Below are 23,139 nucleotides of genomic sequence, written 5' to 3'. Positions count from 1 at the left end.
CCGGCGATTCTGCCACGCGAACTCGCCCTGTTCTCAGGGGGCTTCCGCCCGGCGGGCGCGCCGGGCGAGCAGGCGGGCGGGCTCAGGCCCTGAGCGCCGCGACCGCGTCGTCGAAGAGCTGTACGGGGTCGGCCGCTCCGTCGGATTCGCACCACGCGTCGACCGCCGCGTCGAGGCAGGCGAGTGCCGCCGCGACGAACGCGCGGGCCCGGGGGTCGGGCGTGGCCGAGTCGGGCAGGCCCAGGCGGCGCTGGATGTCGGGGGCGAGCAGGACCTGCCAGCGCAGGTGCTTCTCCAGATGCCTCGCCCGCAACGAGGGCGCTTCGTGGTACATCCGGGCGACCGTGAGCCCGTCCATCTCCATGCCCTTCTCCACATGGAGGGCGAGGAAGGCCGCCCGGATCGCCGCCCAGGCGGGCTCCTCGGCCGGACGTGCCTCCAACGCGGCGCGCACCGTCTCGCCGAGGGCCTCGGTGTCGCCGAGAACGAGATCTTCCTTGCTGCCGAAGTAGTGGAAGAACGAGCGACGGGAGATGCCGGACGCCGTGGCGATCTGGTCGACCGTCGTCGCGTCGAAGCCGTTCGCCGCGAAGAGGCGCATCGCTGTTTCCGTGATCTCCGCCCGCACCGCACGCCGCGTGCGCTCGCGAAGACTGGGTGGTTCGGCCATTCACCCAGCCTATGCCATTCGCACTCAGTTCGCTTCTTGCACTCAGTGCAAGAATTTGCCTATGGTGCGGCCATGACCGCTATCGACTACACGCACCAGACCACCGTCGTCACAGGCGCGAGCTCCGGAATAGGCGCGGCGTTCGCCCGCGAACTCGCACGCCGCGGCTCCCACGTCGTGCTGGTGGCCCGCCGGCTCGACCGCCTGGAGGCGCTCGCCTCCGAACTCCGTGAGGCGTACGGCATCCGGGCCACCCCGATCGCCGTCGACCTCGGTGAGCCGAGAGCGGGCCGGGCACTCGCCGCCGCTCTGGCCGAGCGGCGGATATCCGTGACCGGCCTGGTGAACAACGCCGGATTCGCCACCGACAACGCCTTCCACAGTGAAGACCCCGAGCGCCTCACCGACGAGATCAACGTGAACGTGGCGAACCTCGTCGATATCACGCGCGCACTCGTCGAACCGCTGCGCGCCGCCGGCACCGGCATCCTCGTCAATGTCGCGAGCATGGCGGCTTACACACCGGCCCCGGGCATGGCGGTCTACGCGGCGAGCAAGGCGTTCGTACTCAACTTCACCGAGGCCCTGTGGTTCGAATCCCGGGGAACCGGTCTGCGCGTCCTCTGTCTCGCACCCGGCCTCACCCGCACGGAGTTCTTCGACACTCTCAGCGGCGGCACCTACAGGGGCAGGTACCAGACCCCGGAGCAGGTGGTCGGGACCGCCATGCGGGTGCTCGACCGCGGCCGGCGTCCGAGCGTGGCGTCGGGGCGGCTCAACGCGTTCACCACGGCGCTTCCCCGCCTTTTCACCCGGCGGCGCACGGTGATCGTCAGCGGCGCGATCTCCGCCCGTTCGGGTGCGGCACAGGTCACTCGTCGGGGCTCGTCCGCATCGCCGGGGACCCGGAGTCGTTGAGTTCGGGAGAGGGGCGGACGGTCGCCGGGGTACGTCTGCCGCACCCCGAAACGATGAGGAGAGAGTCATTTCTGTTTCCCGTTCCCTGGGCGCGGTTCTGGCCGCCGCCACCGTGGCCCTCGCGTTGTCGGCCGCCCCCGCGGGGTCGGCGCGCTCGCCGCGGGCCACCGTCATCAAGTTGACCAATGAGGAACGTGCCAGAGTCGGCTGCCCGGAACTGAACAACGACCTCGCCCTCGGCAGGGCCGCACAGCGGCACTCCATGGACATGGCCAGGAACGACTTCGTCGGCCACACCGGTTCGCACGGCAGCACCATGCGGACCAGGGCGCGGGACGCCGGCTACTTCCGGTGGAGGTCGCTCGCGGAGAACGTCGCCGCGGGTCAGCGGAGCCCCGCCGCGGTGGTCAGGAGCTGGATGGAGTCGCCGGACCACCGGGCCAACATCCTCAACTGCTCGCTCACCCACATGGGCGTCGGCTACGTGAACAAGGGCGGCACCGCCCACGGCAGGTACTGGACGCAGGACTTCGGCAAGAAGCCCTGACCACCTGTCAGCCGCTCCCGGTCCGCCCTTCGGGTGCGCCGACCCGGGTGATACGGGTGATGGCCTCCAGCGTCAGGTCGCGGTCGTGCGGTTCACGCGCCAGGGCGCGGTGAAGCGCCAGCCCCTCGATGAGGGCGTCGAGTTGACGGGCGGTGGCCGGGTCGAAGTGCCGTTCCAGGTGGACGCGGCTGCGGCGCATCCACTCGTGGGTGAGTTCCCGGTACTCCGGTCGCCGCGCGGCGAGTGTGTAGAGCTCCTGGGTGAGGACGAGGTCGCGCTGGGGCCCCTCGGACAGGATATGGACGAGGTCGGCCACGGCCGCCCTCGCCTGATCGCGGTCGGCCGGGGCGGACAGATGGGCGTCGAAGACCGCGACGATGTGATCGGTGAACTGCCCGAAGGCTTCGCGCAGCAACTCGTCCATGCCGCAGAAGTGGTAGGTCATCGACCCCAGGGGCACGCCGGCCCGCGCGGCGATCTTGCGGTGGGAGACGCGGGCGAGGCCCTCCTCGGCGATGAGGTCGAGGGTGGCGGCGATGATGCGTTCGCGGCGCCGCGGGTCGGTGTGTCCGGTGGCCATATGAAGGGCCTCAGGGGGTACGGACGGAGCGGTCGGCGCCGGCGTGGTTCCGCGCCCGACCCGGGTCCGTACATGGGTCCTTGCGCGGGTCTCGCCCGAAGTGATCCATCGGCATGGATGCGAACGTACACCCTGGGTCATGTCCTTGAGTCAGACCGCCCCCCGCCGCCGGGGCCCCAGCACCCCGCCGAGCAGGATCACCAGCAGGCCTGCGAAAGGCACCACCAGCAGGCCCACCCGGAGACTCGTCGCGTCGGCGACGAGCCCGACGGCCGGTGGCGAGAGCAGGAAGCCGAGCCGCATCAGCCAGGAGACGATCGTCAGCCCCGACCCGGGCTTGAGACCGGGCAGTTCATCGGCCTCGTGCATCGCCGCGGGCACCAGCGTCGCCACCCCGAACCCGGCCGCCGCGAACCCGAGGATCGTCCCGCTCGCCGTCGGCACCGCCAGGGCCAGGCCCATACCGACGGCTGCGATCAGCCCGCCGGAGCGTGCGACCGTACGCTGCCCGAACCGGTCGACCAGCCTGTCACCGATCATGCGGCCCACGAACTGCGCCCCGACCAGGGCGATGTAGCCGGACGCCGCCAGCGTCCCCGAGGCATGCAGCGAGTCCGAGAGATAGAGCGCGGCCCAGGAGCTGCCCGCGTCCTCGACAAGCGCGCCGGCCGCCGCGATGAGGACGAGCGCCGCCAGGACGTAAGCGGTACGCGGATGCGCTTTCGTACGCTCCTCCGGCAGTGGCTCCGACTCCGCGGCCTCAGTGTCCGTCCCCTCCACGGCCGGCTCGGTGTCGGGCCCGGTCAGACAGAACCGCAGGGCGACACAGGCCGCGATCCCGAACACCACGCCCGAGATCAGCAGATGCTGCCCCCGCGACAGGCCGAGCGCGATCGCCCCCGCGGCCATCGAACCTCCGAGGACCGCGCCGATGGACCAGATGGCGTGGAAGGAGTTGATGATCGAGCGGCCGTAACGGCGCTGCACCCGCAGCCCGTGGGCGTTCTGCGCCACATCGGTGATCGCGTCCATCGCCCCGGCCAGGAACAGCGCTGTCGCGAAGAGCACCACGGAGTTGGCCGTACCGGCGGCCAGCACACCCACGCCGGTCAGCACCGTGCCGGCCACGGCCACGCGCCCGGACCCCAGCCGGCGGATGAGCACCCCCGCCGCGAGACCGGCCGCGATGGCGCCCGCGGGGAAGGCCGCGACGGCCAGTCCGTAGGCCGCGTTGCCGATGCCGAGGTCCGCCTTGATCTGCGGAAAGCGCGGCAGGAGATTGGCGAACAGCGCCCCGTTGGTGAGGAACAGCACGGCCACAGCCGCCCGAGCCTGCCGCTCGGCCGGGGCAGGCGGGCGCAGCACGTCAACAGTCATGAGCGCGAGCGTACAGCCAGAGCGTACGAACGTACACTCGCCTGCTGGGACGGTCTCCTACGGCAGCCGTCGGCCTTCGACAGGACCGGCGGCGGCATGCAGGCGTGCCGCGTCGCGGCCGGGCGGTGCGCCGAAAAGCCTGCGGTACTCGCGCGTGAACTGGGACTGGCTGTCGTAACCGACCAGGTGCCCGGCGCCCGCGACATCGTTCGGCTGGGCGAGCAGCAGGGAACGGGCCTCCTGGAGCCGGATGCGTTTCTGGAACTGCAGCGGACTGGTCGCGGTGATCGTGCGGAAGTGCCGGTGGAACGCCGAGGCGCTCATGCCGGCGAGCCGGGCGAGGTCGTCGACGCGCAGGGGCTCGGCGTAGTTGTCGCGGATCCACTGGACCGCCCGGTTGATATGGGTCAGATTGCTGTCGGGCAGACCGATCTGGCGGATCATGCCGCCGTGTGGCCCGGAGAGCAGCCGCCACAGAATCTCCCGTTCGATCAGCGGAGCGAGTACCGGCGCGTCGGCGGGTTGATCGAGCAGCCGCGCCAGCCGGGTCACGGCGTCGAGCAGTTCGCGGTCGGCTTCCCCGGTGGCGATGGCCGGCGGTGCGGCGGCGCCGCGCGTACGGCGCTGGGCCGTGCTCTCCAGCAGCAGCGGCGCGATCGCGCCCGGCCGCAGCACGAGTCCCAGACCGAGGGAGGGATGGTCGGGGCGGGCGCCGAGGAAGTGGCCGCTGACCGGGAGATCGGTGGTGACGATCAGATACTGGCCCGCCCGGTACTCGTACACCTCGTCACCGAGCAGGAGCCGCTTGCCGCCCTGGGCCATGATCACCAGAAGCGGCTCGGTCAGCGAATGATGCGGTTCGACGGTCTCGACCCGGGACAGCAGCAGCCCGTCGATCGTGGAGCCTCCGTCCGCGCGCGCGTGGGACGCGATCAGCGTCCTGAGTTCGTCGAGCAGTTCGGTCGTGGTGGCCATGCACTCCACGAAAGCACTCAGGGCCGGTCCGGGCAAGCCTGATCCGGGCGAACTCGGCAGGATCGTGCAAGAGTCCGAGCAGATCGGTCTACACCAGCCCACCCCGTGTGAGGTGTGCTGGAGGTGTTCGTTCCTGTACGTCATCCAGCAAAAGGCGGAGCTCATGTCACTCGACCATTACGTCACCCTCGGCCGCTCGGGACTGCGGGTCAGCCCCTTCGCACTGGGCGCCATGACCTTCGGGCAGGACCCCGGGGGCGCGGGCTGCAGCGTGGCGGAGTCGGAGAAGATCCTGGCCTCCTACCTGGATCGGGGCGGGAACTTCATCGACACGGCGAACTTCTACACCAACGGCCACTCCGAGAAGATTCTCGGGGACTACTTCGCCGCGCACCCCGGGCTGCGTTCGCACACCGTGCTGGCGTCCAAGTTCTTCTTCAACATGTTCCCCGGGGACCCCAACGGCGGCGGTGCGGGCCGCGGGTCGATCACCGCCCAGCTCGACGAGTCGCTGCGCCGGCTGGGCACCGACTATCTGGACCTGTACTGGTTGCACAACTGGGACCGCGACACCCCGGTCGAGGAAACCATGCGGACCCTCGACGACCTCGTACGGGCGGGCAAGATCCGCTACATCGGGTTCTCCAACGTGCCCGCGTGGGTCACCGCGCGGGCGCAGACCATGGCCCAGCTCAGGGGCTGGACACCGCTGATCGCGCTCCAGGTCGAGTACTCGCTGCTGGCCCGCACCGTGGAGGGCGAGATCGCCCCGCTGGCGAGGGACCAGGGAATGACCCTGGTGCCCTGGAGCCCTCTGAAGAACGGCTTCCTCTCCGGCAAGTACCGGCGCGGCGCCGAGGTCACCGACTCCGCGCGCAGCGCGTTCGTCGGCGGGCCCAGCGAGTCGGAGTACGCGGTCATCGACACGGTGGCCGCCATCGCCGACGAACTGGGCACCAGCTCGGCCGCGGTGTCCCTCGCCTGGCTGCGGGCCCGGGAGGGCAGTGTCGTACCGATCGTGGGAGCCCGTCGCGTGGAGCACCTGGAGAACAATCTCGTCGCCCTGGAGACCACGCTCCGCCCGGAACACGTACGCGCCCTGGACGAGGCCTCCGCGCCGACGCTCGACTACCCGGCGCCGATGCACGGCGGGCAGCGCGCGATGCTTCAGTTCGCCGGGACCACGGTGGACGGTCAGGAATCCGCCGTGTATCCGCCGCTGCTCCAGAGCGACGTCCGCTACTGAGAGGTCGCGGACCGCGCCGACCGGTCTCACCGCCGCTGTACGGCGTCTCGCCGTGCGGGCCCCGTCCGCCGGCCGTACGGTCGGCGACGTGGGCCGAGGTCCGCCCGCCGACCCCGGAGGTGAGCCGGAGCATGACGTCCACGAGCGGCCCCGATGAGAACCGCGATGAGAACGCCGGCGAGAACGCCGACGAGAACACCGAGCGGAACGACGAGGAGCGCTACGATCCGGAGCGCTACGACGCCGGGCCCTTCCTGCCCAACCGCGGCGGCCTTCCCGCACACCGGCGGGCCGCCGCCGACTGCCACGGCTGCCCCCTCTACGAGGACGCGACGGGCACGGTCTTCGGATCGGGTACGAGTTCGGCACGGCTCATGTTCGTCGGCGAGGAGCCCGGGGACCAGGAGGACCGGCAGGGCCGGCCGTTCGTCGGTCCGGCCGGGCATCTGCTGAGGCGGGCGCTGAAGGAGACGGGGCTCGACGAGGAGCCGGCGTATCTCACCAACGCGGTGAAGCACTTCAAGTTCACCCGCTTCGAGCGGAGCAGGCGACGTATCCACAAACCGCCGAGCCTGCGCGAGACGGCCGCCTGCCGCCCCTGGCTCGACGCCGAACTGCGGCTGGTGAGGCCCGAGATGGTGGTGGCGCTCGGCGCCGTCGCCGTCCGGTCACTGCTGGGTCCCTCGTTCCGGGTGACGAAGGACCGGGGGAGTACGGTCCCACTGCCTCCTCCCCCCGGGAGCGAGGCGACGCGGGCGGAACAGGCAACGGTCCTCATCACGTTGCATCCGTCCGCGGTTCTGCGCTCCGACGACCGTGAGGCGGCCTACGCCGGGTTTCTGGCCGACCTGCGGGTGGCGGCTCGCGCGCTGCGCTGAGCGGATCAGGCCCGGCGCCGATGTCCGGCACCGGGCCTGTCCGGTGTTCAGGTGTCAGGACGCCGCGGAAGCGGTGCTCACGCGGGGTCGATGCGCGAGATGCCGCCGCCGAGTGTGAGCACGTACAGCTCGCGGTCGCCGCCCTGGACGAACGAGATGACCTCGCCCGGGTTGACCCCGAGGTCGCCCTGGCCGGTCACCTTGCCGTTCTTGAGCTTCAGGGTGCGGACCGTGCCGTCGCAGTAGTCGCTGTAGAGGTACTGCCCCCTGAGCTCAGGGATCGCCGATCCGCGGTAGACGAAGCCGCCGGTCACCGAGCAGCCGAGCCCGAGCCGGTCGTACTCGTACACCGGCGGGACGTGGTTCGCGGGCTCCGTGCCGCCGCGGAAGGGGTGGGTGCCCTCCATCGACGCCCAGCCGTAGTTCTCGCCACCGTCGCTCTTGGCCGAGGCCCAGTCGATCTCCTCCCAGTCGCTCTGGCCGACGTCACCGATCAGCATGTCGCCGGTGCCCGCGTCGAACGAGAAACGCCAGGGGTTGCGGAGCCCGTACGCCCAGATCTCGTCCCTGGCGTTCGGGTCGCCCACGAACGGGTTGTCCGCCGGGATCGCGTAGGGCTTCGCGCCGTTCGGGTCGATGCGCAGCATCTTGCCGAGCAGCGTGTCGAGCTTCTGCCCGTTGCCGTGCGGATCCCCGCCCGCGCCGCCGTCGCCCAGCGCGATGTAGAGGTAACCGTCGGGGCCGAACTTGATGTCGCCACCGTTGTGGTTCTCGTACGGCTGCGTCTGGGTGATGACGGTGCGCCGGGTGTTCGGCTGGATCTTTCCGTACCGCATCGTGAACTCGTCCACGGTGCTGGTGCCTTCGAGGTCCGTGTACGAGATGTAGAAGTGCTTCTGGCCCTTGTCGAACGCGATGCCCAGCAGGCCGCGTTCGCCGTCGGTGGTGGTCTCGGCGGAGATGTCGAGAACCGGTCTTCCGAGCCCCTGTGCGCCCAAGACCCGTACAGTACCCGCGCGTTCGGCGATCCAGACCTGGCCACCCGGACCGGCGGTGCCGGCGATCGGATTCTGGGCCGTGGCCACTTGAGTCAACTCGACTCCGGCCGCCTTGCGTGAGGCGGCGGGCTCGTCGGCGGACGCTGTGGTGAGGGCGAGAGAAGCGACGAGGCAGACGGCGCTGATGATCACCGAGCTTCTGGTGCGAACTTTCACCGTGACTCCTAGAGGCGGCGAACGGGGGAGGTGACCAGGCTGCTCGGGGCAGAGTTCTTGGGCATCGCCCGCGCACCAGCACGCAACCCGGGTGTGGGGATCGTCGGCTTACTGGCCACGGATGAATTTACAGGGACCGGGGCAGTTGGCCTAGACCAATGCCCCGGCCATTTACAGCCGTTCGCTTTCCGTCACCGGCGGTGCGGCGCCGATGGTTCAGCGCTGGATCGCCTTGGTCTCCAGGAACTCCTCCAGGCCCTGGCGGCCGTACTCACGGCCGTTGCCGGACTGCTTGTAGCCGCCGAACGGGGCGAAGGGGTTGAACCGCGCCCCGTTGATGTCGACCTGTCCGGTGCGCATGCGCCGGGCGACGGCCATGGCGTGCTCCTCCTCGCCGAACACGGCGCCGGTGAGGCCGTAGATCGTGCTGTTGGCGATCTCCACCGCGTGATCGTCGTCCGTGTAGGGGATGACCGCGAGGACCGGGCCGAAGATCTCCTCCTGGGCGATCACCGACCCCGGGTCGACGTCGGCGAAGATCGTGGGCCTCACGTACGCGCCACCGGTCAGGCCGTCGGGGCGGCCGAGGCCGCCGAGGACCAGGGTGGCGCCGTCGGCGATACCCCGCTCGATGTACGCGGTGACGCGCTCGCGCTGCGCCTCGGAGGCCAGCGGCCCCAGGCGTACGCTGTCGTCGGCCGGGTCGCCGACCGTGTATTCGGCGGCGGCCTCACGCAGCAGGCCGACGACCCGGTCGTGCAGTTCCGCGGGGACGAGCATCCGGCTGTACGCGCCGCAGACCTGGCCGTTGTTGGCCCAGGCGACGGCAAGACCGGCGGTGACGGCGGCCTTCAGATCGGCGTCCGGCAGGATGATGTTGGCGGACTTGCCGCCGAGTTCCAGGGCGACCCGCTTGACCGTCTCGGACGCGACGGCTGAGACGCGCCTCCCGGCCCGGGTCGAGCCGGTGAAGGACACCATGTCCACGCGCGGGTGTGCGGCCAGCGCCTCGCCGACCACCTGGCCGGTGCCGTGCACGACGTTGAACACTCCGGCGGGCAGTCCGGCCTCGGCGGTGACCTCGGCGAAGATCCGCGCCGCCAGCGGGGCGGCCTCGGCCGGCTTGAGGACCACGGAATTGCCCGCGAGCAGGGCCGGGACCACCTTGGTGACGATCTGCTGGACGGGGAAGTTCCACGGCACGATCGCCGCGACCACGCCGACCGGCTCCCGCACGATCAGCGAGTTCGCGATCTCCTCGGTCCACGGGAACTTCTCCGCGACATCGGCGAGGGCGGCGACCGTCATCGGGGGCAGGGCGACGGCCAGCGTGCCCGTCAGGGAGCGCGCGGCGCCCATCTCTGCGGTCATGGCGGCGGCGATCTCCTCACCGCGCCGCTCCAGACCCGCGCCCATGCGCCGTACGACTGCGGCGCGTTCGGCCGGGTCGGTCGCCGCCCACCCCGGGAAGGCGGCGCTCGCCGCCGCCACGGCGCGGTCGGCGTCGGACGCCGTGCCGTCGGGGACGGCGGCGACGACATCGCCGGTGGCGGGGTTGACGACCTCGATCAGGGGACCGTCGAAGGGGACGGCGAGGCCGTCGATCCAGTGGGCGGGGGAGGGGAAGGTGAGTGCGGTGTCGGTGTTCATGACTGCGAGCGTCACAAGGTCCGGGAAGCGCAACCAGGGACAGAGTGTCCCGTGATCCAGGTCACGCCGGGGGAATACACCTCACCCGGGCCGCGCTGACAGCAGAGAGTGATCATGTCGCTCGGGCCACCGGGACCGTATGGCATGTCACCGAGAGGAGTGTGGGCGCATGGACCGCGCCGACCTGGCCGACTTCCTGCGCACCCGGCGCGAGGGCCTCCAGCCCGAGGACGTGGGCCTGCCCCGTACGCGGCGCCGGCGCACCGGCGGTCTGCGCCGTGAGGAGGTCGCCCACCTCAGCAACATGTCGACGGACTACTACACCCGTATCGAGCAGCAGCGCGGGCCACGTCCCTCCGAGCAGATGCTCTCCGCCATCGCGCGCACCCTGCGGCTCTCCCCGGCGGAACACGACCACCTGTGCCGCCTGGCCGGATACCCCACCCCCCGACGTGTCCCGCGCACCGGCCGCATCAACCCCGGGATGCTGGCGGTCTTCCAGCGCATGGAGGACACCCCGGCGCAGATCGTCAACCGCCTCGGCGAGACCCTCGCCCAGAACCGGCTCTCCACGCTCCTCTTCGGCGACCAGACCCGGCACACCGGACCCCGGCGCGCCCTGGCCTACCGCTGGTTCACCGACCCCGCGGAACGGAGCCTCCTCCCGCCCGAGGACCACGCCAGGCACGGCCGTACGATCACCGCCCAGCTGCTGGCCACACACACCCGCGCCCCGGCCGACCCCCGCACAGCCGCCCTCGTCGGCGAACTGCTCAGAACCAGCCAGGAGTTCGCCGCGATCTGGAGCGAACACCCGGTCATCGGCCCGTACTGCGACCCCAAGCACATCGACCACCCCCGGATCGGCCCCCTGGAACTGCACGGCCAGACCCTGCTGGACCCGGACGACTCCCAGCTCCTCACGGTCTTCACCGCACCACCCGGCACGGAGAGCCACGAGAAACTGAAGTCCCTCCCGGTCCTCGACGACCAACTGGTTTAAGCCGGGCGTGAGCTGTGCGAAACGGTGGCAACGGTCATGGGACCAGGTAGCGGCGCGAAGCGCATTCGGCCTTCTTCGCCGTGGTTGCCTGGCTAGTTGGCGTGATCTTGTCATTCTCCATCGCCTGATGACAGATTGTGTGTATGTTGTGACCGCCTGCATGGGGCGTGTGGGTGTCATGGGTTCTTCGTGATCCATGAGGGGGTTCTGGGGAGGGACCGCGGTGCGCATGCACGGCGAACGCTTTGGGATACGTATGTCCGCGCGCAGACGGTCGCTGACGGTCGGTCTGCTCACGCTGGCCTTGTCCGCGAGCCTGGTATCGGTCGAGGCCGCGCCACCGCAGTCGGTGTCGGTGTCGGCGCCCGCAACGACTCAGGCTCCTCCGCTGGTACCTCCTGCGGCTCCCGAGGCCCGAGCTGCCGCCGAACCCACCACGAAGAACGCCGTGTACGCGTACGACGCCGCCTCGCGTCTGGTCGGCGTGACCGACCCTGCGGGTCAGACGGCCGGTTACCGCTACGACATGGCAGGCAATCGCCTCGGCGTCGATCGTTTCGCGTCGAGCACCCTGTCCGTTCTCTCCCTCGTTCCGGTGCGTGCCCAGGCGGGCGCGAAGGTGACACTCTCCGGCACCGGCTTCTCGATCACACCGGCGTCGAACTCGGTGAAGTTCGGTACGGCGACGGCCACTGTCACCTCCGCCTCCGCGACCCGCCTGGTGGTGACCGTTCCGACCGCCGCGGCCGACGGCAAGGTGTCGGTGACCACGGGCGGTACGACCGTCCAGTCGCCGGAGTCGTTCACGTTGGCCGCGCCCGCGCCGTCGCTGACGGCGGTCGCCCCGGCTTCCGGGACCGTGGACACTGAGGTCACCCTCACCGGCGCGGGGTTCGCCACCGCCCTCACCGACAACGTGGTCCGTTTCGGCGGGGGCATCGTCGCCCAGGTGACCGGGCGTACGGCCACCACGCTCAAGGTGAAGGTGCCCTTGGACGCGGTCACCGGTCCGGTCGAGGTCGAGACGCCCGACGGCCGGGTCACGTCGGCGGACACCTTCCGGGTGGTCTCGGGCACCGGGGCAGGTGAGATCGAAACGTCGGTGGTGACGTCGCTGACGGATGAGAGTCCGCCGACGGTCTCGGTGGCCACGCCCGGCAACCGTGCGCAGGTGCGGTTCGACGCGGGCGCGGGCGCCGACATCGGCATCGGATTCACCGCCTCGACCTTCAACGCCACCGTGACCGGCCGTCTTTACGACCCGGAGGGAGAGCAGGTCGGTGGCAACGAGTCGCTGACGGGTGTCGCGGACGACTGGGAGATCGAGGACCTTCCGCAGGCGGGGACGTACTCGCTGATCCTCACCCCCGCCGTCACCGCCGTCGGCGAGGCGACGATCACCCTGTCCGCCCCGCAGGCCGCCGCGCTGGACCTGACCGGCCCGACGGCGGAGGTCCCTCTGGCGCGCGCCGGGCAGGACGGCGTACTCACCTTTGATGCGGTGCTCGGTGACTCGCTGAGCCTGGGCATCGACTCGGCGGATATGCCCAAGGGCATGTACGCGCGCCTGTACGGTCCCGACGGCGATCAGGTGATCAACCGCTTCGTGGGTGGCGGCAATGCGGGTGCGATCGACATCGACACGCTGACGCAGTCGGGCACGTACACCCTGACCCTGGACCCGGACACGGCAACCAGCGGCACGGTGAGGGTGACCGGGTCGCACTACGCGGACGCGGGCGTCCTGGACTCGGCGGGCCCGACGGTCGAGCTGCCGCTGGCCAGGTCGGGGCAGGACGGACGCGCGAGCTTCACCGCGCAGGCGGGCGAGCATGTGTCGCTGGGGGTGACGGCGACCGGCTTCACGGGGCATGTGCGGATGGAGTTCAGGCGGCCGAACGGGACGCAGTTCGCGTTCTTCCTGGCGCCCGGTACCACGAGCACGGAGTACGACACCGCGGTGCTGCCCGACTCGGGGACGTACACCCTCGCCGCGCTGCCCAGCAACGCGGTGACGACGGGCAACCTGTCCCTGACGCTGTCGCGCCCGCTTGGCGTTGCTCAACTGTCCACGACCGGCGGTCCGGTCGACGTGGACATCACGCGCTTCGCGCAGGACGCGGAGTCCGCCTTCCAGGCGACCGCGGGCGACTCGCTCACCCTTGGTCTCACCGACAACGCCTTCACCGACACCTTGCGGGTGTCCGTGATCGCGCCGTCGGGCACGGCGGTCGTCGATGAGAAGATCGTCTCGACCGGTAAACCGGCCACGTTCCCTCTGACCGCGCTTGCGGAGTCCGGCACCTACCGGGTGGTCGTCGACCCGAACAGGGGGGCGCGCGGCACGCTGAAACTGACCCTGTCCGCGGGCGCGCAGGCCCAGAAGGCGGTAGACGCGGCCGAGAACAAACCAGGCGCGCCGAAGAAGCCGGCGGCCGGGGTTCTCCCGGCTGGTCCCGACGCCTGGCAGCCGGGTAAGTCCAGCCTGGCGGGCCGGGATTGGGTCACGGCGCGCGGCAAGGCGCCGAAAGCGCCACCGGCCCTGCGTGCCCTGCCCGGCAGGACGGCGCTGACCGGCCACATTCTCAAGTTGGACGGCAGGCCGCTGGCGAAGGTCACGGTGTCGGTCGGCAAGAAGTCGGCGAGGACGGACGCGCGTGGCCGGTTCCTGCTGAGTGGCATCCCCGACACGTCCACGACGCTGGTCGTCGAGGGCGCGACCGCGAACAACTCCAAGCGCAGTTACGGCCGTTACGACATCAAGATCAGCCCGAAGGCGGGCCGGACGGTCGATCTCGGGTTCCCGGTGTGGATGACGCCGCTGGACACGAGGAACACGGTGAGGTTCGGGGCTCCGGCGAAGGCCGACGTCGTACTGAAGTCCCCGAAGATTCCGGGGCTCGAAGTCCGTATCCCCAAGGGCTCGGTGGTGCGTGACGAGAAGGGCAAGCCGGTCACGGAGCTGGGGATCACGGCGATCCCGATCGACCGTCCGCCGTTCCCGCTGCCTGAGAATGGCATCGTCCCGGTCTACTTCACCGTGCAGCCGGGCGGGACGTATGTGTTCCCCGAGGGCGCGCAGATCATCTACCCCAACTACACGCGTGAGGCCCCGGGCACCCGGGTCAAGTTCCTGGACTACGACCCGAAGAACAAGGGCTGGTACGTCTACGGCAAGGGTGAGGTCTCAGCAGACGGTCGCCAGGTCATACCCGACAAGAAGACCCGCGTCTGGGCCTTCCACGGCGCCATGTTCAACACCGACGACCTGATCCCGTGGGACCTTTCCTGGCTCCAAGACGTGATCGACTGGCTGTCGGGCGACCCGGTCGAGCTGTCGACGGGCCTGCTCACCGACTCCCGTACGGACCTCGCGGTCGCCGACTCGCGCGGCGACGCCGAGATCACCCGGACGTACTGGCAGGGGGACCCGCACCCGCGCGCGTTCGGCATCGGGCGCGACTTGGCGTACAACGTTTTCCTGAACTCGAAACGTCCCTGGCAGGAGGTCGACCTTTATCTGCCGGGCGGTAGCAAGGTCCACTTCACGCGCACCTCGCCGGGCAGCGGCTGGAACGACGCCGTCTTCGAGGCGCTCGACACCTCGTCCGACTTCCAGGGTGTGAAGATCACCAAGGAGACCGGGCGTTGGGACCTGACGTTCCGTGACGGCACGGTCTGGGAGTTCCCGCAGTACGGCCCGCTCAAGGCGATCCACGACCGGCACGGCAACACGGTCAAGCTGACCAGACGCGCGGGCAGTGACGCCGACAAGGGCGAGATCACCCGGATCACCAGCCCAGGCGGCCGGTGGATCTCGCTGGCCTACGACACCCAGCACCGCGTCACGTCGGCGAAGGACAACACCGGTCGCTCCACCTCGTACACGTATGACTCGGCGGGCCGTCTGGCGACGGTGACGGACCCGGCGAACGGGGTCAGCAAGTACACGTATGACGGCACGTCGAACCGGATCAGGACGGCGGTCGACGCACGCGGTATCACGTACATGGCGAACGAGTTCTACGCCGACGGTCGGGTGAAGGAGCAGACGCTCACTGAGGGCGCCAAGTACTCGTTCGCGTACACGCAGACCGGCGCCGGGAAGATCACGTCGGCGAGCGTGACGCAGCCGGGTGGCTCGGTGCGGCGGGTGGAGTTCGACACCGACGGCTACGGCGTCAAGGACACGCAGGCGTACGGGAGTTCGCTGGCGCGTGAGACGCGGTACGACCGTGGTCCGAGGCACCGGATCGACGCGGTGACCGACCCGTACAACCGGCGCACCGAACTCACCTACGACGCGAACGGTTACGTCACTCGCACGACGGAGCTGGCGGGGACTGCGCAGGCGCGCCAGTCCGGCACGGCCGTTTACAACGGCCCGTACGACCAACCCACCTCCCTCACCGACCCGTTGAACAACAAGACGACCCTCGGCTACGACGAGACGGGCAACCTGCGGACGGTCACCGACCCGGAGAACCGGAAGACGACCCTCACCTATACGCCGGACGGCCAGATCAAGACGGTCACGGACGCGTCGGACGCGGTGACTGAATTCACCTACCGTCACGGCGAGTTGGTCTCCGTCAAGGACGCGGAGAGCCGCACGGGGGCGCAGTTCCTGGACGCGGCAGGCCGCCCGGTGGTGGTCACGGACGAGGCGGGTTCGCGTACGACACTGACGTACGACGCGCTGAACCAGACGCGGAAGATCACCGACCCGCTGGGCCGGTCGACGTCGCTGGACTACGACGAGAACGGCAACCTGACCAAGCTGACGGACGCCCGTGAGAACAGCACGAGCTGGGCGTACGACGACGCGGACCGCACGGAGTCGGTGACGGACCCGCTGGGCGCACAGGCGCTGTTCGGGTACGACGCGGCGGGCCGGCTGACGAAGGCGACGAGCCGTGCGGGCCTGGTCGCGACAGCCGAGTACGACCTGCTGGGCCGGGCGAAGAACACCAAGTACGGGGTGAACGCGGCGGGTGCCGCCGAGTCGACGGCGACGTACGCGTACGACGCGCTGGACCTGCCGAAAACCATCACGGACACCCAGGCGGGCACGGAAACCTTCGGCTACGACGCGTACGACCGCCTGAAGACGGTCACCGGCCCGACGGGCACGGTGGGCTACGACTACGACGCCGCGGACCGCCGCAAGGAGATGACGGCCGCCGGAACCACCACCGTCTACGGCTACGACACCTCCAGCATCCTCACCTCCGTCACCTCGGGCGGTCAGGAGGTGAGCTTCGGCCTGGACGCGGTGGGCCGGGAGAAGACGGCGAACCTGCCGGGCGGCATCACCCGCACGACGACGCTGGACAAGACGGGCGTGATCTCCGGAATCGACTACACGCGCGGTGCTTCTGCCGTCGGAGACCTCACCTACACGCGTGACACCCGGGGCCTCCAGACCGGCCTCACGGGCAGCCTGGCCTCGGTCGCCCTGCCGGCCGCAGAGACGGGGGCGGTGTTCGGCAAGGACAACCGGGTCACGTCGCTGGGAGGCCGCTCGTTCACGTACGACGCGGACGGACAACTGAAGTCCGACGGCAAACGGACATACGACTGGAACGCGCGTGGCCAGTTGTCGGGCCTGCAATCGGCCACAGGCGGTCCGGCAGGTCAGTTCTCGTACGACCCCTTGGGCATCCGCAGTGGCAAAACGCTCGGCGGCGCGACGCAGAAGTACTTGACGGACCGCTCGAACCCGCTGGTGGAACAGACCGGTTCGGGTGCGACCGCGGCCACCGTTTCCATGTCCGGCTTGGACGATTACCTGACCCGCACGGAGAACGGTGCGACGCAGGTCTACCTGACGGATGCGCTGGGCAGCGTGGTGGGCCTGGCGAACGCGGACGGCACGGTTGCGACGAGCTATACGTACGACCCGTACGGCCAGCCGACAACGTCTGGGGCGTCCTCGACGAACCCGTACACGTTCACGGGCCGCGAGTCGGACGGCACGGGCCTGCTCTACTACCGCAACCGCTACTACGACCCCGAGTCCGGCCGCTTCATCTCCCAGGACCCGATCGGCTACGCGGGCGGCACGAACCTCTACCAGTACGCGCTGAGCTCCCCGACGACGTACACCGACCCCACGGGCAACAGCCCGATGCTGGCCGGCTGCGTCATCGGCGCCCTCGGCGAGGCGGGCCTGGACTGGCTCGGCCAACGCCTCTCCGGCCGCAAGGTCAACTGGGGCCAGGTAGGCACCTCAGCGGCACTCGGCTGCGTCGGCGGCATGACCGGAGGCAAGTGGCTATCGCTGGGCAAGTGCGGGGGTAACAGCTTTACGGACGACACTCCGATACTTCTGGCGGACGGCACCCGCAAACCGATCAAGGACATCCAGATCGGCGACCAGGTTCTCGCCACCGACCCGGAAACCGGAGAATCAGGCCCTCGCCCCGTAACGGCCCTCATAAGGGGTGCGGGGGAAAAAAAGCTGGTCGACATCACCCTGACCGGTGGCAAGACCAACACCGTCACCGCCACCGACGGCCACCCCTTCTGGGTCCCAGCTCTTGGCCGCTGGATCAACGCCGACGAACTCACCACTGGCCAATGGCTCCAGACCAGCAACGGCACCTGGACCCAAATCACCGCCGTCACGCACCACACCAAACGCACGACGGTCTATAACCTCACAGTCGACGACCTCCACACGTACTATGCGCTGGCGGGGGAAACTCCGATTTTGGTGCACAACGCCGACGCGGGTTGCGCCACCAAGCTCAGGAACGCTCTCAACGCTGCTGGCGACTTGGAACCGGCAACGCCTCACTCCCCGCACCATATCGTGGCAGGAAATTCACCGAAGGCCGCTCCTGCAAGGGCGCAGCTGGACAGATTCGGAATCGGCGTGAACGACGCCGAAAATGGCGTCTGGCTTCCGCGGAGTAGTTCATCTCCCAATCCGACTGGGTTGTCGGTACATTCGAGGGTTCACACAAATGACTACTACGCCTCCGTGAATAACTTGATGAGTGGAGCCAGGAATAGGAGTGAAGCGCTTGACGTCATAGACCACTTCAGACGGCAGCTGCAAGGTGGCCACTGGCCGTAGGTGATAGTGCCCGTCCGCCGAGAGGTTAGGTGGGCGGGCACTAGCCAGGGTGCCTACCGCTGGACTCGAAAGGTAATCATGTCTAGGAAGCAGCAGGTAGATTCGGCAGAAGGCGTCGCGCGCCGACTCGTCGAGGAGATGGGTGGCTTCGACCCGTCACTCTCGGGGCTGACTCGGCTGCTGAGGCGATTTTCGGCGATCGAGTTTGAGGTGCCGGGACTCCCTGACGCGGACGGATATCTCTTCCAGTACGGAAAGGTCAACTGGTTCCCGGAGCCCACCTTCGCTCTCGGCATTGCCCGACAGCTTGAAGTCGTTGACGCGGCCGGCGGGCACGAGTCTTATGTTCAGGTGCAATTCGAATTCAGGTATCCCTTGGATGACGACCTCGATTCTGTAGGCAGTCATTCGGAGTGGTGGTTCCCTGGTGGCGAGGTCTCGTTCAATAGTTGGCTGGATTCCGTGGATCGGGCTGAAATTTCGAATCGCCTCGCCACGAAAAATCCCCGTGATTTCGCGATCTGGCAAGAGTTGGTTTAGCTAGATTGTTGAGGCTCTCGACAGCGGGAGGCCCCGCCGGTTTGATTCCGGTGGGGCCTCCTGGCGTATTTGACGGCAATGCTGACGGCAACGTCAGCGGACGACGGCTGCGGTGGGCGGGTCGTCCGGAGTTCCGCGTTGTGGAGGGGGCGGCGGAAGCGGCGGGTGAGGTTGGGGGTGGTGAGACGAGGCCGTTGTCCGTCCAGCTCGGTACGGCCGCCAGGCGCTCTTCCTGCTTCCGTTCCTGGTGGATCTTGAGGGAGCTGAGACATTCGGTAGGGAAGGCGATGCGGCGCTCGGAGGCCAGGGTCTTGGTGTTCAGGACGGGGCAGACCCTGGCTGAGGCTAGGCGCACCCCACGCCGTGCCATCGCCCTCCAGGCGGCCAAGGCCCTGGGAGAAGACGTGTACCGATGAGTTCAGTGATGCCCAAGGTGGTGATCCAGCTCGACGAACCGCGACCGAAGGTCGCCACCTGTTCGAGTGGTAGAACGAGGACGCCGGTGCGTGTGTACCGGCAGCGGGTTGATTGCGATGGTTCGTCGCTCGTCAGAGCGATCACTACCTGGAGTGGGGGATGCGCCGTGCGGCGTAGGTCGTTGGTGGTTTCCGGGGCGGCGATTGGGCTGGGGCTTGTTGGGGCGGGTGTGGTCGCGGTGCGTGGGTGGGGTGGCCCGTCGGAGGATCGCGAGCGCTCCGGTGCGGGGGCCGATCCGGCTGCGTCGCGGGTGCTGGGAACTGTACAGCCGGAGAGCCGGGCGGGTTTTGTTGTCCTTGATCGGGGGCGGCCGGGTGGGGAAGTGGGGCGTGCGGTAGGGGCGTTGGTGCAGGACGTGCGGGGCGTCGGTGGGGGCGGCATCGTGGTGGGGTTCGGGTTGGGGGCGTCCCTGTTCGAGGGCGCCGGAGCTCCCGGGCTCCGGCAGTTGAGGGCCATGCCCTCCTTCGCCGGTGATCTGCTTGATCCCGCGAGGTCGCACGGCGACCTGCTCGTACGGGTCACGGGGGAGGACGCTGACGCCGTGCGACAGGGCGTGGAGTCGATCAAGTCCAAGGCCGGCACGCATGGTTGGACCGTGCGCTGGGCCATTGACGGGTTCCGGGCAGACAATCGTGTCGTGGGGGGTCGGGGGCTCGCCCTTAATCCGTTTCATTTCAGCGAGGGGTTCGGGAATCCGGAGTCAGAGCGGGAGGTCGCCGACCGGACCCTCGTCCGGGACGGGCAGGGTGAACCCGCCTGGGCGGTCGGGGGGAGTTATCAGGTCGTGCGTGTTATACGCTTCGCCACCGAGCTGTGGGACAAGGACTCCGTCGAGGAGCAGGAGCGGATCATGGGCCGCCGGCGTGACGGGAGATGGCTCGACGGGACGCCTGTCGGCGAGCAGCCGAACTTCGCGGCTGACCCGAAAGGCCGGCAGACACCGCTCGACTCGCACGTGCGGCTTGCTGCCCCCGATCGCCGTAACCCGCCTCCGCTGGTGCGTCGCAGTTACAGCTATGACCGGGGCGATGGTGACATCGGGATCATTTTCTCCTGCTTCCAGCGGGACCTGGCAGAAGGTTTCGAGGCGGTCCAGAAGCGCCTGGAGGGCGAGGCCCTGGCGAAGTACGTTCTCACCACCGGTGGGGGCTACTTCTTCGTACCCCCGCCCGGCGACGCCTGGATCGATGCCCTCGGGTAGGGAACATGGGCGAGCGCCACGGGGGGGGCTGGTGTACTTCCGCAGGTCATCAGGGGCCGTCCGGGCTCGTCGCTCTCGGGTCTCCTCGGACGGCGTATCCTCGCTGCCTGCTCTGCGCCGGCCGGCAGGGTGGGGTCCCCTCATAACTTTCACCAGGAAAGAGCAAGAAGGAATGGTAGCTAATAGCCCTGTGGTTGCATTCCTCGCGAAAATCGAGCACGGATGCCTGATCTTGCGGGATGCGGGAAGTGACGACGACGTCAGCGACTGGGACCCGGTGTCGAGCAGCTGGTACAGAGAGGGAAGTTCACTCATCTTCAGCGTTCAGGCCGGTGTCGACGGTCCTGTCGAATGCGAGGTATGGAAGTCGGCTCCGCCTGTGGTGCTTCCTGCGAACCTCTTTGAGGTGTCACTCCCGTGTCCGTCCGGGTGGCTCGTATTGCACGACGCGAACGAATATGCCCGAATGCAATTCACGGGATACCGTGGCTCCGTGATCTGTTCGGTAATGGTGGATGATTCGCAATTTCCGTCAAAGGTTCAGATCTTGCTGAGAGGGGAAGGCGGTGGACGTTGTTAAGGAGGTCGAATGGATGCAACGAGTACACGAGTTGCTGTGGAGCGCATCCTGGAGGCGAGCCCTAACAGCCTGACTCGGTCCGGCGCTCTGTCGATCTTTCCGGGGGCGCAGTCGCAGGGCTGGAGGCTTCCTGATCAAGGTAAGTTTTCCTTGTCGTCGTACGGACTCCCGCTGGCCAGAGCGGACGACCTGATGGGAATTCTGGGCGGCTTTCAGGAGTCCGCGCAGCCGGAGTCAGGCCCGGATGGCTTGCGGGTCTACACGCTGGGAAGTTACGGCTCAGCGAAGCTTGGCGCGGTGGAGAGTAGTGGTGGTGTTCTCGCACTTCCGGGTGGCTCGGAGATGCACCTCGGAAGGCATTCGCTCTGTCCATCCGGCATTTCTCCCACGCTCGTTGGCTCATCGATCGACCGATTTGTTGAATGTGCTTGGCGATGGCACTGGATAGTTCCTCTGCTTGCCGAGGAGCAGAGGCGTGCAGGGGAAGCCGAGATTCAAGCCTGGCGAGATGGGAAAGGTGCCGATATGGGCGAACCGTACGCTGGATATCAAGAGCTCTGTCGTTACGTATTGGAGCGATTCGAGGCTATTGATCCATCGATCCATGCTCATGCTGGATTCTGGTCGGATGTGATTATCGACGTCTGGTAAGACGTGGCCGGGCTGTGGCGCAGGAGGGCCTCGGACGTACCGATGGGGCCGGGTGCGGGTTCAGCCCGCCGCATCAGGCTTTGAGTTCATGGTTTCGTGAATCCATGGATCTGTGTATGGTCAGCGTGTGCTGAACCTTGTGTCCGACATCGAGGTGCTGGCCCGCTTCGGGCGGGCGCTGGCCGATCCCATCCGTTGCCGTCTGCTGCTCGCGTTGCGGGAAGCGCCCGCGCATCCGTCCGACCTGGCCGATGAGCTGGGCATTTCGCGTACCCGGTTGTCGAACCATCTCGCCTGTCTGCGGGACTGCGGTCTGGTGGTCGCCGTTCCGGTCGGGCGGCGGGTTCGGTACGAGTTGGCCGATGAGCGGCTGGGGCATGCCCTGGACGATCTGCGTTCCGTAGTGGTGGCCGTGGCGGAGGGTCGTACGTGCCCGGACGCCGCCGAGAAGGACTGCTGCTGATGGCTGCTCAGATATCCCTCGACTCCCTGTCGTTGGCGCGGCGCGACGTCCTGGCCCGCCGCATCAGGCTGTTGGTCGCCGCCGCGATCGTCTACAACGTGATCGAGGCGGTCGTCGCGATCACCGCCGGCGCCCTCGCCTCCTCCACGGCGTTGATCGGCTTCGGCCTGGACTCCGTCGTGGAGGTGTCGTCAGCAGCCGCGGTGGCATGGCAGTTCTCCGCGCGCGAGCACTCCGTACGGGAAGCACGGGAGAAGAGGACGCTGCGGGTCATCGCCGTGTCGTTCTACGCGCTCGCCGCCTACGTGAGCGTGGACGCCGTTCGGGCCCTGGTCGGGGGTGGAGAGGCTGACGGTTCGGTCCCCGGCATCGTGCTGGCCGCGTTGTCGTTGGCGATCATGCCGTTTCTCTCCGCCGCGCAGCGCCGGGCCGGGCGCGAGCTGGGGTCGGCTTCCGCCGTCGCTGATTCCAAGCAGACCCTGCTCTGTACGTATCTCTCCGCCGTCCTCCTGGTGGGTCTGCTGGCCAACGCCACCCTGGGCTGGTCATGGGCGGACCCGGTGGCTGCTCTCGTCATCGCGGCCGTCGCGATCAAGGAAGGCAGGGAGGCCTGGCGCGGGGACGGGTGCTGTGCCCCCGTGGCGGTCGCCGGGACCGATGCGAGGACTGACAGCGGGGATGCCCGCGGGGATGTCCCCGGCTGCGCGCGCGGGTGTGCCTGCTGAAACCGACACCCCGTGGTGGCCCGCCGATTCAGGCGCGTGCGCCGTGGCATGGCTACCGTCGGCGCACGGCGTAGGTCAGGTGCGTCACCCGCCGCGTCGGCTCCGCGTGGACCGGCTCCAGCGCGACCCTGGACGCGTCCACGCTGTCGAAGAGGCGGGTGCCGGCACCGAAAAGCACCGGTGACAGCGTGATCGAGAACTCGTCGACCAGGCCGGCGTTCAGGTGCTCCAGGATCGTCCCGGCCCCCCCCGGGGGTGGGCCCGCGCCGGGCCCCCCCGCCCGGGGGGGCCGGGGGGGGGGGGGGGCGTTGGCCGCGGTTTATCATTTGTAAATGGGTGCGCCCGGGCCCCCCCCCCCCA

At 68.7% G+C, this 23,139-nt stretch carries 18 protein-coding genes; 11 read left to right on the top strand and 7 right to left on the bottom strand.

Going from position 1 to position 23,139, the window contains the following annotated elements:
• Positions 1-82: 82 nt before the first annotated feature.
• On the bottom strand, positions 83-670 hold the full coding sequence (locus tag ACFWV8_RS09040; RefSeq protein WP_384199081.1) for a TetR/AcrR family transcriptional regulator: 588 nt from the start codon (positions 668-670) through the stop codon (positions 83-85).
• Between the two features lie 72 nt (positions 671-742).
• Between ACFWV8_RS09040 and ACFWV8_RS09035 the strand changes: the two genes are divergently transcribed.
• Both ACFWV8_RS09035 and ACFWV8_RS09030 read left to right on the top strand, forming a co-directional pair.
• The gene (locus tag ACFWV8_RS09035; protein ID WP_384199080.1) at positions 743-1,588 is read left to right on the top strand and encodes an SDR family NAD(P)-dependent oxidoreductase; all 846 of its coding nucleotides are present in this window, start codon (positions 743-745) and stop codon (positions 1,586-1,588) included.
• 178 nt (positions 1,589-1,766) lie between these two features.
• The gene (locus ACFWV8_RS09030) at positions 1,767-2,135 is read left to right on the top strand and encodes a CAP domain-containing protein (RefSeq protein ID WP_384199079.1); all 369 of its coding nucleotides are present in this window, start codon (positions 1,767-1,769) and stop codon (positions 2,133-2,135) included.
• Between the two features lie 7 nt (positions 2,136-2,142).
• On the opposite strand, the gene ACFWV8_RS09025 is transcribed toward ACFWV8_RS09030, so the two are convergent.
• The 3 genes from ACFWV8_RS09025 to ACFWV8_RS09015 all read right to left on the bottom strand — a co-directional run bounded on the left by ACFWV8_RS09025 (position 2,143) and on the right by ACFWV8_RS09015 (position 5,067).
• Positions 2,143-2,715 (bottom strand): TetR/AcrR family transcriptional regulator, encoded by a 573-nt coding sequence (locus ACFWV8_RS09025; protein ID WP_384199078.1) that lies wholly within the window; start codon positions 2,713-2,715, stop codon positions 2,143-2,145.
• A gap of 150 nt (positions 2,716-2,865) precedes the next feature.
• Complete coding sequence (locus ACFWV8_RS09020; RefSeq protein ID WP_384199077.1) at positions 2,866-4,092, bottom strand: MFS transporter; 1,227 nt, start codon at positions 4,090-4,092, stop codon at positions 2,866-2,868.
• Between the two features lie 57 nt (positions 4,093-4,149).
• A complete protein-coding gene (locus ACFWV8_RS09015) occupies positions 4,150-5,067 on the bottom strand; it encodes an AraC family transcriptional regulator N-terminal domain-containing protein (protein WP_384199076.1) in 918 nt (305 codons plus the stop codon).
• Positions 5,068-5,230: 163 nt separating this feature from the next.
• On the opposite strand from ACFWV8_RS09015, the gene ACFWV8_RS09010 reads away from it, so the two are divergent.
• Together ACFWV8_RS09010 and ACFWV8_RS09005 are read left to right on the top strand one after the other, a co-directional pair.
• Positions 5,231-6,313, top strand: a complete 1,083-nt coding sequence (locus ACFWV8_RS09010; protein WP_384199075.1) for an aldo/keto reductase — start codon at positions 5,231-5,233, stop codon at positions 6,311-6,313.
• 131 nt (positions 6,314-6,444) lie between these two features.
• A complete protein-coding gene (locus ACFWV8_RS09005; protein WP_384199074.1) occupies positions 6,445-7,191 on the top strand; it encodes a UdgX family uracil-DNA binding protein in 747 nt (248 codons plus the stop codon).
• 77 nt (positions 7,192-7,268) lie between these two features.
• Here the strand turns inward: ACFWV8_RS09005 and ACFWV8_RS09000 are convergent, their stop codons facing one another.
• The gene (locus ACFWV8_RS09000; RefSeq protein WP_384199073.1) at positions 7,269-8,405 is read right to left on the bottom strand and encodes a PQQ-dependent sugar dehydrogenase; all 1,137 of its coding nucleotides are present in this window, start codon (positions 8,403-8,405) and stop codon (positions 7,269-7,271) included.
• A 216-nt stretch (positions 8,406-8,621) separates the two neighbouring features.
• A complete protein-coding gene (locus ACFWV8_RS08995) occupies positions 8,622-10,055 on the bottom strand; it encodes an aldehyde dehydrogenase family protein (RefSeq protein WP_384199072.1) in 1,434 nt (477 codons plus the stop codon).
• A gap of 169 nt (positions 10,056-10,224) precedes the next feature.
• On the opposite strand from ACFWV8_RS08995, the gene ACFWV8_RS08990 reads away from it, so the two are divergent.
• From ACFWV8_RS08990 to ACFWV8_RS08960, 7 genes are all read left to right on the top strand, one after another.
• Positions 10,225-11,058 carry a helix-turn-helix transcriptional regulator gene (locus ACFWV8_RS08990; protein WP_384199071.1) on the top strand — a complete coding sequence of 278 codons (834 nt, stop codon included), beginning with the start codon at positions 10,225-10,227 and terminating at the stop codon, positions 11,056-11,058.
• Between the two features lie 256 nt (positions 11,059-11,314).
• Positions 11,315-18,142: an RHS repeat-associated core domain-containing protein gene (locus ACFWV8_RS08985; protein WP_384199070.1), complete on the top strand. Its 6,828-nt coding sequence runs from the start codon at positions 11,315-11,317 to the stop codon at positions 18,140-18,142.
• 78 nt (positions 18,143-18,220) lie between these two features.
• Positions 18,221-18,682 (top strand): hypothetical protein, encoded by a 462-nt coding sequence (locus ACFWV8_RS08980; protein ID WP_384199069.1) that lies wholly within the window; start codon positions 18,221-18,223, stop codon positions 18,680-18,682.
• A 412-nt stretch (positions 18,683-19,094) separates the two neighbouring features.
• A complete protein-coding gene (locus tag ACFWV8_RS08975) occupies positions 19,095-20,360 on the top strand; it encodes a Dyp-type peroxidase (RefSeq protein ID WP_384199068.1) in 1,266 nt (421 codons plus the stop codon).
• Positions 20,361-20,976: 616 nt separating this feature from the next.
• The gene (locus tag ACFWV8_RS08970) at positions 20,977-21,591 is read left to right on the top strand and encodes an SUKH-4 family immunity protein (protein ID WP_384199067.1); all 615 of its coding nucleotides are present in this window, start codon (positions 20,977-20,979) and stop codon (positions 21,589-21,591) included.
• Positions 21,592-21,718: 127 nt separating this feature from the next.
• Complete coding sequence (locus tag ACFWV8_RS08965) at positions 21,719-22,054, top strand: ArsR/SmtB family transcription factor (protein ID WP_384199066.1); 336 nt, start codon at positions 21,719-21,721, stop codon at positions 22,052-22,054.
• Complete coding sequence (locus ACFWV8_RS08960) at positions 22,054-22,779, top strand: cation transporter (RefSeq protein ID WP_384199065.1); 726 nt, start codon at positions 22,054-22,056, stop codon at positions 22,777-22,779. The genes ACFWV8_RS08965 and ACFWV8_RS08960 overlap by 1 nt, the downstream gene beginning before the upstream one ends.
• A 52-nt stretch (positions 22,780-22,831) precedes the next feature.
• Here ACFWV8_RS08960 and ACFWV8_RS08955 read toward each other — a convergent pair whose 3' ends face one another.
• Positions 22,832-22,972: a hypothetical protein gene (locus ACFWV8_RS08955; RefSeq protein WP_384199114.1), complete on the bottom strand. Its 141-nt coding sequence runs from the start codon at positions 22,970-22,972 to the stop codon at positions 22,832-22,834.
• Positions 22,973-23,139 lie beyond the last annotated feature (167 nt).

This window comes from Streptomyces sp. NPDC058665, from assembly GCF_042714995.1.
GTDB lineage: Bacteria > Actinomycetota > Actinomycetes > Streptomycetales > Streptomycetaceae > Streptomyces.
Note: the sequence above shows the minus strand (reverse complement) of the source record. Positions and strands in the feature narration are given on the sequence as shown.

Coding starts and splice junctions, on each gene's coding strand:
- ACFWV8_RS09040 (WP_384199081.1), bottom strand. CDS start 670: ATGGCCGAACCACCCAGTCTTCGCGAGCGCACGCGGCGTGCGGTGCGG.
- ACFWV8_RS09035 (WP_384199080.1), top strand. CDS start 743: ATGACCGCTATCGACTACACGCACCAGACCACCGTCGTCACAGGCGCG.
- ACFWV8_RS09025 (WP_384199078.1), bottom strand. CDS start 2,715: ATGGCCACCGGACACACCGACCCGCGGCGCCGCGAACGCATCATCGCC.
- ACFWV8_RS09020 (WP_384199077.1), bottom strand. CDS start 4,092: ATGACTGTTGACGTGCTGCGCCCGCCTGCCCCGGCCGAGCGGCAGGCT.
- ACFWV8_RS09015 (WP_384199076.1), bottom strand. CDS start 5,067: ATGGCCACCACGACCGAACTGCTCGACGAACTCAGGACGCTGATCGCG.
- ACFWV8_RS09010 (WP_384199075.1), top strand. CDS start 5,231: ATGTCACTCGACCATTACGTCACCCTCGGCCGCTCGGGACTGCGGGTC.
- ACFWV8_RS09005 (WP_384199074.1), top strand. CDS start 6,445: ATGACGTCCACGAGCGGCCCCGATGAGAACCGCGATGAGAACGCCGGC.
- ACFWV8_RS08995 (WP_384199072.1), bottom strand. CDS start 10,055: ATGAACACCGACACCGCACTCACCTTCCCCTCCCCCGCCCACTGGATC.
- ACFWV8_RS08990 (WP_384199071.1), top strand. CDS start 10,225: ATGGACCGCGCCGACCTGGCCGACTTCCTGCGCACCCGGCGCGAGGGC.
- ACFWV8_RS08985 (WP_384199070.1), top strand. CDS start 11,315: ATGTCCGCGCGCAGACGGTCGCTGACGGTCGGTCTGCTCACGCTGGCC.
- ACFWV8_RS08980 (WP_384199069.1), top strand. CDS start 18,221: ATGTCTAGGAAGCAGCAGGTAGATTCGGCAGAAGGCGTCGCGCGCCGA.
- ACFWV8_RS08975 (WP_384199068.1), top strand. CDS start 19,095: ATGAGTTCAGTGATGCCCAAGGTGGTGATCCAGCTCGACGAACCGCGA.
- ACFWV8_RS08960 (WP_384199065.1), top strand. CDS start 22,054: ATGGCTGCTCAGATATCCCTCGACTCCCTGTCGTTGGCGCGGCGCGAC.